11 protein-coding genes are annotated in these 13,435 nt (G+C 64.1%); 10 read left to right on the top strand and 1 reads right to left on the bottom strand.

Annotated elements, in window-relative coordinates; all coding sequences use genetic code 11:
* Position 1: 1 nt before the first annotated feature.
* The 5 genes from IAE40_RS18275 (at position 2) to tldD (ending at position 8,307) form a co-directional block, all read left to right on the top strand.
* Complete coding sequence (locus tag IAE40_RS18275; protein WP_054894396.1) at positions 2–598, top strand: Maf family protein; 597 nt, start codon at positions 2–4, stop codon at positions 596–598.
* Between the two features lie 54 nt (positions 599–652).
* A complete protein-coding gene (gene rng, locus IAE40_RS18270; RefSeq protein ID WP_197892149.1) occupies positions 653–2,110 on the top strand; it encodes a ribonuclease G in 1,458 nt (485 codons plus the stop codon).
* A gap of 73 nt (positions 2,111–2,183) precedes the next feature.
* Positions 2,184–6,005: a YhdP family protein gene (locus IAE40_RS18265; RefSeq protein WP_200603651.1), complete on the top strand. Its 3,822-nt coding sequence runs from the start codon at positions 2,184–2,186 to the stop codon at positions 6,003–6,005.
* Positions 6,006–6,013: 8 nt separating this feature from the next.
* Complete coding sequence (locus IAE40_RS18260) at positions 6,014–6,865, top strand: carbon-nitrogen hydrolase family protein (RefSeq protein ID WP_200603650.1); 852 nt, start codon at positions 6,014–6,016, stop codon at positions 6,863–6,865.
* Positions 6,866–6,867: 2 nt separating this feature from the next.
* Positions 6,868–8,307, top strand: a complete 1,440-nt coding sequence (gene tldD, locus IAE40_RS18255) for a metalloprotease TldD (RefSeq protein ID WP_200603649.1) — start codon at positions 6,868–6,870, stop codon at positions 8,305–8,307.
* Positions 8,308–8,447: 140 nt separating this feature from the next.
* Here tldD and yjgA read toward each other — a convergent pair whose 3' ends face one another.
* Positions 8,448–8,969 (bottom strand): ribosome biogenesis factor YjgA, encoded by a 522-nt coding sequence (gene yjgA / locus IAE40_RS18250; RefSeq protein ID WP_063543154.1) that lies wholly within the window; start codon positions 8,967–8,969, stop codon positions 8,448–8,450.
* Between the two features lie 109 nt (positions 8,970–9,078).
* Here yjgA and pmbA point away from each other — a divergent pair, with 109 nt between their 5' ends.
* The 5 genes from pmbA (at position 9,079) to IAE40_RS18225 (ending at position 13,428) form a co-directional block, all read left to right on the top strand.
* On the top strand, positions 9,079–10,425 hold the full coding sequence (pmbA, locus tag IAE40_RS18245; RefSeq protein ID WP_125930677.1) for a metalloprotease PmbA: 1,347 nt from the start codon (positions 9,079–9,081) through the stop codon (positions 10,423–10,425).
* 129 nt (positions 10,426–10,554) lie between these two features.
* Positions 10,555–10,956 carry a FagA protein gene (locus IAE40_RS18240; RefSeq protein WP_082421003.1) on the top strand — a complete coding sequence of 134 codons (402 nt, stop codon included), beginning with the start codon at positions 10,555–10,557 and terminating at the stop codon, positions 10,954–10,956.
* Entirely contained in the window at positions 10,949–12,325 is a 1,377-nt protein-coding gene (locus tag IAE40_RS18235; protein WP_153772673.1) for a class II fumarate hydratase, read from the top strand. The genes IAE40_RS18240 and IAE40_RS18235 overlap by 8 nt, the downstream gene beginning before the upstream one ends.
* 28 nt (positions 12,326–12,353) lie before the next feature.
* Positions 12,354–12,815, top strand: a complete 462-nt coding sequence (locus IAE40_RS18230) for a hypothetical protein (RefSeq protein WP_153772672.1) — start codon at positions 12,354–12,356, stop codon at positions 12,813–12,815.
* A gap of 1 nt (position 12,816) precedes the next feature.
* Positions 12,817–13,428 carry a superoxide dismutase gene (locus tag IAE40_RS18225; protein ID WP_063543163.1) on the top strand — a complete coding sequence of 204 codons (612 nt, stop codon included), beginning with the start codon at positions 12,817–12,819 and terminating at the stop codon, positions 13,426–13,428.
* Positions 13,429–13,435 lie beyond the last annotated feature (7 nt).

Raw genomic sequence — 13,435 nt, 5'->3', positions numbered from 1 at the left:
CATGACTCGACTGCACCTGGCCTCCGGCTCCCCACGTCGACGTGAGCTGCTGGCGCAGATTGGCGTGCCATTCACCGTGGTCAGCGCCCCCATCGACGAAACCCCGCAGGTCGGCGAAGCCGCCCAGGCCTACGTCGAGCGCCTGGCGCAAGCCAAGGCGGTGGCTGGTTTCAACCTGCTCGATGCCCCGGGCGTGGTGCTCGGCGCCGATACTGCCGTGGTGCTCGACGGCCAGATCCTTGGCAAGCCGGAAAACCGCGAGCACGCCCTGGCGATGCTGGGCGACCTGTCCAAGCGCGAGCACCAGGTGCTCACTGCCGTGGCCGTGACCGACGGCACGCGCTCCCTGAGCCTGTGCGTGGCGACCAAGGTTCGTTTCCGTACTATCTCTTTCGATGAAGCATGTCGCTACTGGGACAGCGGTGAACCGTTGGACAAGGCCGGTGGCTATGCGATCCAGGGCCTGGGCGCGGTGTTCGTCAGCGCCATCGAAGGCAGTTATTCGGCCGTGGTCGGCCTGCCCCTGAGCGAAACCGCCGAGTTGCTGGAGCAGTTCGGCATTCCCTGCTGGCAGCATGAGGATACCGTCCAGCGCTAGCCAGCCGCCCGACAGCGATCCATCATTACCGAAGACCTTTGACGAGAGCCTGCCATGAGTGAAGAGATCCTGATCAACATCACGCCGATGGAGTCACGCGTGGCAGTGGTGGAGAACGGAGTGCTGCAGGAGGTGCATGTCGAGCGCACCCAGCGCCGTGGCATCGTCGGCAATATCTACAAGGGCAAGGTGGTGCGTGTGCTGCCCGGCATGCAGGCCGCCTTCATCGATATCGGTCTGGAGCGTGCGGCGTTCATCCACGCCTCGGAGATCTCCCAGCGTGAAGGCTCGGCGGTCGAGACCATCACCGCACTGGTCCACGAAGGCCAGGCCCTGGTGGTGCAGGTGACGAAGGACCCCATCGGCACCAAGGGCGCGCGCCTGACCACCCAGTTGTCGATCCCGTCGCGCTACCTGGTGTACATGCCGCGCAGCAGCCATGTCGGCATTTCGCTGAAAATCGAGGACGAAGCCGAGCGTGACCGTCTTAAACAGGTGGTCAGCGACTCGATGGCGCAAGAGAAGATCAAGGACGCCGGCGGCTTCATCCTGCGCACCGCCGCCGAGGGCGCGCGTGCTGAAGACATCCTCCAGGACATCCGCTACCTGCGTCGCCTGTGGGAGCAGATCGGCAGCCAGATCCAGGCCTGCGGTGCGCCGACCGTGATCTACGAAGACCTCGGCCTGGCGTTGCGCACCTTGCGCGACCTGGTCAATCCGAAGATCGAGAAGATCCGCATCGACTCGCGGGAAACCTTCCAGAAGACCACGCAATTCGTGGGTGAGCTGATGCCCGAAATCGCCGACCGCCTCGAGCATTATCCCGGCGAGCGGCCGATCTTCGACCTCTATGGGGTCGAGGACGAGATCCAGCGCGCCCTGGAGCGCAAGGTGCCGCTCAAGTCCGGGGGCTACTTGGTGGTCGATCCTGCCGAGGCGATGACGACCATCGACGTCAATACCGGCGCCTTCGTCGGCCATCGCAACCTCGAAGAGACCATTTTCAAGACCAATCTCGAAGCGGCCACCGCCATTGCGCGACAGCTTCGCCTGCGCAACATCGGCGGCATCATCATCATCGACTTCATCGACATGGAAGACGAAGAGCACCGCCGCCAGGTCCTGCGCACGCTGGAAAAACAGCTCGAGCGCGACCATGCCAAGACCAATATCATCGGCATTACCGAGTTGGGCCTGGTACAGATGACCCGCAAGCGTACCCGTGAAAGCCTCGAGCAGGTGCTGTGCGAGCCCTGCCTGGCCTGCCAGGGGCGCGGCAAGCTGAAGACGCCAGAGACTATTTGTTACGAAATCTTCCGCGAAATTCTTCGTGAGGCGCGGGCTTACCAGGCAGAAGGCTACCGCGTGCTGGCCAACCAGAAGGTAGTCGATCGGCTGCTGGACGAAGAGTCAGGCAACGTCGCCGAACTGGAGGCCTTCATCGGGCGAACCATTCGCTTCCAGGTCGAGTCCATGTATTCCCAGGAACAATATGATGTGGTGCTGCTCTGACGCGTTCTGAAACCGTTCGCCCAGTGGCGAAAACACCGCTTGCGGCCATAGTTAATGGACGACTCGGAGGGCAATGGCCATGGAACGTCTGACCCGCGTTCTAGGCGCGTTGACCCGTTGGGGGCTGGGGCTGTGCGCCTTGCTCGCGGTGCTGGTGGCACTGTATGTCAGCCTCGGTCGGCAACTGGTGCCGTTGGTGGCCGAATACCGGGCCGACCTCGAAGACAAGGCCCAGCAAGCCTTGGGCTTGCCTGTGCATGTGGGGGCGCTCGAAGGGCGATGGAGTGGTCTGGCCCCGGTGCTCAGGCTGCGCGACCTGCAATTGGGCGAAGGCTCTGCAGCCCTGCGCCTGGATGACGTCAAGCTGGTGCCCGACCTGTGGGCCAGCTTGAAGGCTCGCGAAGTGCGGTTGGCGCATGTCCAGCTCGGCGGCCTGCAACTGATCCTGCATGAAGACCAGCAAGGTGCCTGGACCCTTGAAGGCCTGCCGAAGAAAGACGATGCGCCCATCGACCCCCCCCAATTGCTGCAACGCCTCCAGCAACTGGGCAGGGTCGATGTGTTCGACAGCCAGGTTACCTTCCAGCCGTGGCGCCGTGATTCGGTCACGCTCACCTATGTCAGCCTTGGCTTGCAAGCCGGTCCGTCGCGCCAGCGCCTGGAGATGCGCGCGACCCTGCCCGACGGTCAGCCCCTGGCGGTGAACCTGCGCAGTCGCGCCACCCCCGACGCCTGGCGCGATGGACGCCTGGAGGCCTATGTCAGCCTGCCGCAGAGCGATTGGGCGCGCTGGGTGCCGCCAAGCCTGCTCGGGCAGTGGCGAGCCAAGACCCTGCGTGCGGGGGGCGAGTTCTGGATCGACTGGAACAAAGGCCAGTTGCAGCGCGCCGTCGCCCGCCTGAACGCGCCGCAGCTGCGGGGCGCCTATGCCGGGCGCAAGACCGTGACTCTCGACAACCTGGCGCTCTCCAGTTGGGTGCGCCGGGGCAAGGAGGGCTACGAGATCGTGGTCGATTCGTTGGCTGCGAGTATCGGTGAAACCCGCTGGGAAACACATTTGCAAGCGCGCCAGCGTCCTGGGCAGGAGGCTACCGAGGATGTGTGGCATGTCCAGGCCGATCGTCTCGACCTGACGCCGCTGACCCCGCTGATCGATGGCCTGGCACCGCTGCCGGACAACTTGATGACCGTCGTCGACGCCCTTAACGTGACCGGCACGCTGCGTAACGTCCAGCTCGACATCCGTCCCCATGCCGAAGGTGACCAGCGCCTGCAGTTCGCCGCCAATCTCGACAAGATCGGTTTCGATGCGTATCACGGAGCGCCCGCAGCCGGCAATGTCAGCGGCAGCATCAGCGGCGATCTCGGGCACGGCGAACTACGCCTGGATACCGATGCCTTCATGCTGCATCTGTACCCCATTTTCGGCAAACCCTGGCACTACCAGAAAGCCAATGCCCGCCTGACCTGGGCGCTCGACAAGGACGGCTTCACCCTCATCGCGCCCTACATCAAGGTGCTGGGCGACGAGGGCAAGATCGCCGCCGATTTTCTCATTCGCTTCAGGTTCCACGAAGAGCAGGCCGATTATATGGACCTGCGTGTCGGCCTCACCGAGGGCGATGGCCGCTACACGGCCAAGTACCTGCCGGAAGTGCTCAGCCCGGCGCTGGATGAGTGGCTTCGCAGTGCCATCGTCAAGGGTGCGGTCGACGAGGGCTATTTCCAGTACCAGGGATCGCTGAACCACAACGCCCCGGCGCATTCGCGCAGTATCAGCCTGTTCTTCAAGGTGCATGACGCAGCGCTCGATTTCCAGCCGGGCTGGCCGCAGGTGCAGCAGGTGGACGGCAATGTGTACATCGAGGATACCGGTGTGCGCATCCAGGCCAGCAAAGGTCTGCTGCTCGACACCCGGGTCAGTGATGTCAGCGTCAACATCCCCCATGTCGAGGGCGACCAGCATAGCCGCCTGTACCTGGACGGCGAGTTCGACGGCAGCCTGGGCGACGGCCTGAAGATTCTGAAAGAGGCACCGATCGGCACTGGCGAGATCTTCGCCGGCTGGGAAGGCGAGGGCCCGCTGCAGGGCAAGGTCAAGCTGGACATCCCGCTGGAGCACGGTCTGCGTCCCAAGGTGCTGGTGGATTTCTCGACTTCGGATGCCCGCCTCAAGGTGGAGCCGCCGGCACTCGATCTGAGCCGCTTGAAGGGTGACTTCACCTTCGACCTCGACAAGGGCTTGAGCGGCAAGGGCATCAGCCTCCAGGCCTTCGACAGGCCGGTGACCGCGCAGATTCTCGCCGAAGGGCAGGGTGGCCAGATTCAGACCCGGATCAACGCCACCGGCCAGGTGCCGCTCAAGTCGTTGACCGACTGGCTGCAGTTCAAGCAGGCACTCCCGGCCTCGGGCGATATCCCCTATCAACTTCAGGTCAGCCTGGGGAGCCGCGACAATCGCCTGAGCGTCAACTCGTCGCTCAAGGGGCTGACCATCGACCTGCCAGCGCCCTTCGGCAAAACGGCGGGCGAGTCACGCGACAGCAGCTTCAGCATGAACCTGCAAGGTGCCGAGCGGCGCTTTGATGCGAGCTACGCTGATGTGGCACGGTTGGCCTATGCGGCTTCGCTCGACAAGCTGGCCCAGGGACGCGGCGAGTTGGTGCTCGGCGGTGGCGAGGCGAGCGTGCCGGGCGGCCAGGGCCTGCGGGTGCGTGGGCGCCTCGAATCGCTGGACCTTGAGCCCTGGCAGCAGCAGTTGGACAAATACGCAGGTCAAGACCCAGGTGGCAGCGCACGACAGGGCCTGCAGAGCGTGGATGTGAGCATTGGCCAGTTGAAGGCATTCGGCACCGACCTCAACCAGGCAGTGGTGCGTCTGGCTCGTGTTGCCAGCGCCTGGGACCTGCGCCTGGACAGCAAGGAAGTGATCGGCAATGCGCGGATCCCGGATGCCAAGGCCGCGCCCATGGTGGTCAAACTGCAGACCTTGCGCCTGCCGCCGGCCGATCCGCAGGAGGCCCAGGCCGAAGATGCGCCTGATCCGCTGGCCACCTTCGACCCGCGCAAGGCGCCGGTCCTGGACCTGAGCATCGACAAGTTGTATCGCGGTGACGACCTGTTCGGCAGCGCCTCGGTCAAGCTGCGGCCGAATGCCCGTGGTGTGTCGCTGGACGACATCGACCTCAATCTCAAGGGCCTGCACATCGACGGCAGCGGCGGCTGGGAAGGTGTTCCTGGCAGCACCAACAGTTGGTACAAGGGGCGCCTGGACGGCAAGGACCTGGGTGACGTGCTCAAGGCCTGGGGCTTCGCGCCCACGGTCACCAGCCGCGATTTCCGCATGGATGTCGATGGTCGTTGGCCGGGTTCGCCGGCCTGGGTCAGCCTCAAGCGATTCTCCGGCAGCCTCGATGCCTCGCTGCGCACCGGCCAGTTCGTCGAGGTCGAGGGGAGCGCCCAGGCGTTGCGGGTGTTCGGCCTGCTCAACTTCAACTCCATTGGTCGTCGTCTGCGCCTGGACTTCTCCGACCTGTTCGGCGAGGGGCTGGCCTATGATCGGGTCAAGGGCCTGCTGGTGGCCAGCGAGGGCGTTTATGTCACCCGTGAACCGATCGCTGTCACCGGCCCCTCCAGCAATTTCGAGCTCGATGGCACCCTCGACTTTGTGCGCGACCGTATCGATGCCAACCTGCAGGTGACCCTGCCGGTCACCAACAACCTGCCGTTGGCGGCGCTGATCGTCGGGGCACCTGCGGTCGGCGGCGCGTTGTTCCTTGTCGATCGGCTGATCGGCGATCGGGTCGCGCGCTTCGCCAGCGTGCACTATCGGGTCGAAGGTCCGGTCAAAGAGCCTAAAATCACCTTTGTGAAACCTTTCGATAAATCGCGCTAGGAGTGGTCATGAAGTCAGCAGTGATCCAGATGGTCAGCCAGGACGGCGTACTGGCCAACCTGCAGCGGGCTCACGTGCTGCTGGAGCAGGCCGCTGACAGCGGTGCACGGCTGGCGGTGCTGCCGGAGAATTTCGCGGCCATGGGGCGGCGCGATGCGGCCGCGATCGGTCGCGCCGAGGCGCTTGGCGAAGGCCCGATCCTGCCATGGTTGAAACGTGCCGCACGCGACCTCAGGTTATGGATTGTTGCCGGCACCTTGCCGTTGCCGCCGGTCGATGAGCCCGAGGCCAAGGCCCATGCCTGCTCGCTGCTGGTTGACGAGCACGGCGAGATCGCCGCGCGTTACGACAAGCTGCACCTGTTCGATGTGGACGTGGCCGACAACCGCGGTCGCTACCGCGAATCGGACGATTACGCCCATGGCGCGCAGGTGGTGGTGGCCGATACGCCGGTTGGACGCCTGGGCTTGTCGGTGTGCTACGACTTGCGCTTTCCCGAGCTCTACAGCGCCCTGCGCGCTGCCGGGGCCGATCTGATCAGCGCCCCGTCGGCGTTCACTGCGGTGACCGGCGCGGCACATTGGGAAGTGTTGATCCGTGCCCGCGCCATCGAAACCCAGTGCTACATGCTGGCCGCCGCGCAGGGCGGTATCCATCCAGGCCCGCGGGAGACCCATGGCCATGCGGCGATCGTCGACCCTTGGGGGCGGATCGTCGCCGAACATGCGCATGGCGAAGCGATATTGCTCGCCGAGCGCGACGCTGAAGAACAAGCGTCCATACGGGCGCGCATGCCGGTCGTTTCGCACCGGCGCTTTTTCTCGCAGGACGCCTTGCGGCCTGCGCACACCTCGGAGTGACTATGAGCCAGATGTTATCCACCGTCAGCGAGCAGCTCCTGGCCCCGGGCGGACTGACCCTGGACAGCCTGCAGGCTGTGCTGGGTGAGTTGGCAGGGCCCGGCATCGACGCTGCCGACCTGTATTTCCAGGGGCAGATCTCGGAAACCTGGGCACTGGAAGACGGTATCGTCAAGGAAGGCAGTTTCAACCTCGACCAGGGTGTCGGCGTGCGTGCATTGTCTGGCGAGAAAACCGGCTTCGCCTACAGCAACGCAATCAACCTTGAAGCCCTGACGTCAGCGGCGCGCGCCGCCCGCTCGATCTCCCGCGCCGGCCAGAACGGCAAGGTGCAGGCCTTCCGCAGCCAGGACGTGACCGCCCTGTACGCACCGGGCAACCCGCTCGATGTCCTGAGCCGCGTCGAGAAAGTCGAACTGCTCAAGCGCGTCGATGCTGCCACTCGTGCCCTCGACCCGCGTATCCAGCAGGTCAGCGTGAGCATGGCGGGCGTGTGGGAGCGGATCCTGGTGGCGGCGGCCGATGGCAGCCTGGCCGCGGATGTGCGGCCGCTGGTGCGTTTCAACGTCAGCGTCATCGTCGAACACAACGGTCGCCGCGAGCGGGGCGGCCAGGGCGGGGGCGGGCGTACCGACTACCGCTACTTCACGGAAGAGCGGGTGATGGGCTATGCCCGCGAGGCGCTGCGCCAAGCGCTGGTCAACCTCGAGGCGCAACCTGCACCGGCCGGCACGCTGCCGGTAGTGCTCGGTCCGGGTTGGTCGGGCGTACTGCTGCATGAAGCGGTCGGCCACGGTCTGGAAGGTGATTTCAACCGCAAAGGCAGCTCGGCCTACAGCGGGCGGATCGGTGAGGCGGTGGCGTCGAAGCTGTGCACCATCGTCGACGACGGCACGCTGGAAGGCCGTCGCGGTTCGCTGAGCGTCGATGACGAAGGCACGCCGACCGAATGCACCACGCTGATCGAGAACGGCATCCTCAAGGGCTACATGCAGGACAAGCTCAATGCCCGCCTGATGGGTATGGCGGTGACCGGCAATGGTCGACGCGAATCCTACGCGCACCTGCCGATGCCGCGCATGACCAACACCTACATGCGTGCCGGCGAGAGTGACCCGCAGGAGATCATCGCCTCGGTGAAGAAGGGCATCTACTGCGCCAATCTCGGCGGCGGCCAGGTGGACATTACCAGTGGCAAGTTCGTGTTCTCCACCAGTGAGGCGTACCTGATCGAAGACGGCAAGATCACCGCGCCGGTCAAGGGCGCGACCCTGATCGGCAATGGGCCGGAGGCGATGAGCCGAGTGTCGATGGTCGGTAACGACCTGGCCCTGGACAGCGGAGTCGGTACCTGTGGCAAGGATGGGCAGTCGGTGCCGGTTGGCGTTGGTCAGCCGACCCTGAAGCTGGACGCGATCACCGTGGGCGGTACCGGGGCTTGATGACAAGCCCTGCCTGCAGGAGTGGCCTTGTGTCGCGCAAAGGCCGCCAGGCGGCCTCGAGATCTCGGCGACACAGACGGGGCTGCCGTGCAGCCCTTTCGCGACGCGATGCCGCGCCTACAAGCGGTCGGTGGCGGTGCTCAGCGCAGGCCGCGTTGCAGCTCGTCGAGGTCACGGATGTACTTGAACACCTTGCGCGCAGCGGCAGGCGGCTTGTTCCGCGCCTTTTCGTGCTGGGCATGGCGGATCAGCGAGCGCAGTTGCTGGCGATCGGTATCGGGGAACTCCTGGACGAAGCGCTCGAGGTCTTCGTCGTTGCCGTCGATCAACCGGTCGCGCCAGCGCTCAAGGCCGTGGAAACGTTCGTTGTACTGGCGCGTGGAGCTGTCTATCTGCTCGAGCAGCGCATGGATGGCCTCCAGGTCCTGTACGCGCATCAGCTTGCCGACGAACGACATGTGGCGTTTGCGGGCACCGTGGGCGGTGTGTTTGGACGCTTCCTCCAGTGCTTTGCGCAACTCGTCGGTGAGTGGCAGGCGCGCGAGGATATCGGGCTTGAGCGTGGTGAGGCGCTCGCCGAGTTCGACCAGCGCATGCAGCTCGCGCTTGATCTGGGTCTTGCTTTTTTCGCCGTCGAAGGCGTCGTCGTATGAATCAACCATGGTGGCAGTCCGCAGGAAATCGCCGCCATGATAACCAGTCGGGGGCCGCTTTGTCCGGCCCGGTCGAAGAATGGCCCTCGCCGAACGCAGAATTTGAGTGGAGAAAACCATGAGTGCAGTCCAGAGCATAGGTCCGAAGGACCTGCCAGCGTTGCAGGAGCAGGTCGAGGCGATCGTTGCCGAAGCACGCCGCCAGGGCGCCAGTGCCTGCGAGGTGGCGGTTTCGCTGGAGCAGGGCCTGTCCACCAGCGTGCGCCAGCGCGAGGTCGAAACGGTCGAGTTCAACCGCGACCAGGGCTTTGGCATCACCCTCTACGTGGGCCAGCGCAAGGGCTCGGCCAGTACTTCGGCAAGCGGTCCGGAGGCCATTCGCGAAACAGTGGCTGCTGCATTGGCAATTGCCAAGCACACCTCAGAGGATGAGTGCTCGGGCTTGGCCGACGCGGCACTGATGGCGCGTGAAATGCCCGACCTCGACCTCTACCACGATTGGGACATCGAGCCCGAGCGTGCCATCGAGATGGCCCTGGAGTGCGAGGCGGCCGCCTTCGATGCCGACAAGCGTATTCTCAATGCCGACGGCACCACCCTCAACACGCACCAGGGCGTGCGGGTGTATGGCAACAGTCACGGCTTCATCGGTGGCTACGCCTCGACGCGCCACAGCCTGAGCTGTGTGATGATCGCCGAAGGCGAAGGGCAGATGCAGCGCGACTACTGGTACGACGTCAATCGCCAGGGCCAATTGCTGGCCGACCCGCGCAGTATTGGCCAGCGCGCTGCCCAGCGTGCCGCCAGCCGTCTGGGCGCACGTCCAGTGCCGACCTGCGAGGTGCCGGTGCTGTTCGCTGCGGAACTGGCTGGCGGGTTGTTCGGTAGCTTCCTGTCGGCGATCTCTGGCGGCAACCTTTACCGCAAGTCGTCGTTCCTTGAAGGCACCCTGGGCCAGCGTCTGTTCCCGACCTGGCTGACCCTCGACGAGCGTCCGCACATTCCACGTGCGCTGGGCAGTGCCGCGTTCGACGGCGATGGCCTGGCCACCTATGCCAAACCGTTCATCGACAAGGGCGAACTGGTCTCCTACATCCTGGGTACCTATGCCGGTCGCAAGCTCAAACTGCCCAGCACCGCCAACGCAGGCGGGGTGCATAACCTGTTCGTCACCCATGGCGTCGAAGACCAGGCTGCACTGATCCGTCGCATGGGGCGCGGCTTGCTGGTGACCGAACTGATGGGGCATGGCCTTAACATGGTAACGGGCGACTACTCCCGGGGCGCTGCGGGTTTCTGGGTGGAAAACGGTGAAATCCAGTTCCCGGTCCAGGAAGTGACCATCGCCGGCAATATGAAAGACATGTTCCAGCAGATTGTGGCGATTGGCAGCGATATTGAAACGCGCAGCAATATTCACAGCGGTTCGGTGCTGATCGAACGGATGACCGTCGCCGGTAGCTGACGGCGCACCGCTGACCCACGCTTGACGACAGACCCGGCCATCGTGCCGGGTTTTTTGTTTGTGGCTCCGCCCTTGAAGTGATTCTAATTATCAATTAATAATGAATATCATTATCCAGCAACCCCGGCGATGATGTTCATGAAAACCGTCCTCCACGAATTGCCCTACCTGGAAAACTGGCGCTGGTTGAGTCGGCGCATCCGCTGTGCCCTCGAGCCGGACGAACCGCGGCTGATCGAACACTATCTGGCCGAGGGGCGCTATCTGGTCTGTTGCACCGAGACCTCGCCCTGGACCGTGGCGTTGACCTCCTTCCGTCTGCTGCTGGATACCGCCTGCGACCGCATGTTGCCCTGGCATTGGCGCTGCCAGTGCCTTGATCAGGCCTGGCGCCCGCTGCTTGACCTGCGCAACCTCGACCGTTGTGAGCAGAACGAGCGCTGGCAGCCCTATGCGATGCAACTGGCCAGTTGCGTGTTGCTGCCTTCGATTTCCCCCGATGAACTGATGCAAGGATCCGATGATGAGTAATACCCGTATCGAGCGTGACAGCATGGGCGAACTGCAGGTGCCTGCCCAGGCGCTGTATGGTGCCCAGACCCAGCGCGCGGTCGACAACTTCCCGGTCAGCGGCCAGCGCATGCCGCTGCAGTTCATTCGGGCACTGCTGTTGGCCAAGGCCGCAGCAGCCAAGGCCAACATCGCGCTGGAGCAACTGAGCGCGGAGCAGGGCGGTGCCATCGTCAAGGCGGTCGAGCAACTGCTGGCCGAGGACTTCATCCAGCATTTCCCGGTGGACGTGTTCCAGACCGGCTCCGGCACCAGCTCCAACATGAACGCCAACGAGGTGATCGCTACCCTGGCCAGCCGGGTGCTAGGTGACAAGATCAACGCCAACGACCATGTCAATTGCGGTCAGAGCAGCAACGACATCATTCCGACCACCATTCATGTCAGCGCGGCGCTGGCCTTGCACGAGCAACTGCTGCCGGCGCTGGGGCATCTGGTTCAGGTGATCGAGGCCAAGGCTGTCGAGGTTCACCGTTACGTCAAGACCGGCCGCACCCACCTGATGGATGCCATGCCGGTGCGCATGAGCCAGGTCCTGGGGGGCTGGGCGGCACAGATCAAGGGTGCTCAAGCGCATCTGGAAGCCACCTTGCCCGCCCTGCAGGCGTTGGCCCAGGGCGGCACAGCGGTCGGCACCGGGATCAATGCCCACCCGCAATTCGCCGTGGGCTTTGCCCGTGAACTGAGCGACCTGACCCGTATCCCGTTCACCCCTGGGGAAAACCTGTTCGCCCTGATCGGCTCCCAGGACACGGCCGTGGCGTTGTCCGGCCAGCTCAAGACCACCGCTGTCGCGCTGATGAAGATCGCCAACGACCTGCGCTGGATGAACTCAGGCCCCCTGGCCGGACTTGGCGAAATCGAGCTCGAGGGGCTGCAACCGGGCTCCTCGATCATGCCGGGCAAGGTCAACCCGGTGATCCCCGAGGCCACTGCGATGGTTGCCGCGCAGGTTATCGGCAACGACGCGACCATCGCCGTCGCCGGCCAGTCGGGTAATTTCGAACTCAATGTCATGCTGCCGGTGATCGCCCGCAACCTGCTGGAGAGCATCGAGCTGATGGCCAACGCCAGTCGCCTGCTGGCAGACAAGGCGATCGCCAGCTTCAAGGTCAATGAGCCGAAGCTCAAGGAGGCGCTGTCGCGCAATCCGATCCTGGTCACGGCACTGAACCCGATCATCGGCTACCTCAAGGCCGCCGAGATTGCCAAGACCGCCTACAAGCAAGGTCGCCCGATCGTGGAGGTGGCGCTGGAGCATACCGACTTGTCGCGTGATCAGCTCGAGGCCCTGCTGGATCCGGAAAAACTCACCGCTGGCGGTATCTGATCCACGGTCCTCGCCCAGGAGACACGTCATGCAGCATTGGAAACGCACTACGGAAACCGCTAATCGCCTGTTCGACCAAGGCGAACTGGTAGACGCCCGGGAGCACTACCTGCAAGCCCTGGCCCTGGCGCAGGTGCTGTTCGAGCGCTGGCATGACGTTGACGAGGCGGTAGCGGCCTTTGTCATCGCCCACCACAACCTGGCTGACCTGCACCTGCGCCTGAATCAGCCCCACGAAAGCGCCGATTACCTGTGTGCGGCCCATCAGCGGCTGCTCCAGGCCAGTCAGGAGTCGCGCCTGCCCCAGGCCCTGCGTGATGCCGCGTTGCGCCACAGCGGGCGTACCTACACCGAGCTGTTGAGCTTTATCGCCGAATACGGCCAGTACCCACGCACCGAGCGCTTGCTCAATCGCCATGCACCTGAAGCGAGCGAACTGGCTGCCCGGCCGGATGCCACCCACCGTTCACCTGCATACGGAATTCACTGACATGCCCCACACCTTGCCTGCACTGCCTTACGCCTACGATGCGCTGGAGCCGCACATCGATACCCAGACCATGGAGATTCACCATAGCAAGCACCACCAGACCTATGTGAACAACCTCAACGCCGCCATCGAAGGGACCGAGTGGGCCGAATGGCCGATCGACAAGCTGGTCGGCGCGGTCAAGCAGTTGCCCGAAAAGCTGCAAGGAGCGGTGATCAACCAGGGCGGCGGCCACGCCAACCATGCGTTGTTCTGGACCGTGATGTCACCCAAGGGCGGTGGTCAACCCCAGGGGCAGGTCGCCCAGGCCATCGATACGCAGCTCGGCGGCTTCGAGGCGTTCAAGGAGGCGTTCACCAAGGCCGCGCTGACCCGTTTCGGCAGTGGTTGGGCCTGGCTCAGCGTGACCCCGGCCAAGACGCTGGTGGTGGAGAGCAGCGGCAACCAGGACAGCCCGCTGATGCACGGCAACACACCGATCCTGGGGTTGGACGTGTGGGAGCACGCTTACTACCTGAAGTACCAGAACCGTCGTCCGGAATACATCGGTGCCTTCTACAACGTCGTCGATTGGACGGAAGTTGAGCGTCGCTACCTTGAAGCCCTGAAGTGAGTCGATC

Origin of the sequence: Pseudomonas sp. S44, from assembly GCF_016624805.1 — a bacterium.
Lineage (GTDB): Bacteria > Pseudomonadota > Gammaproteobacteria > Pseudomonadales > Pseudomonadaceae > Aquipseudomonas > Aquipseudomonas machongensis.
The sequence above is the reverse complement of the archived record's forward strand: the minus strand, read 5'-3'. Positions and strand labels throughout refer to the sequence as shown.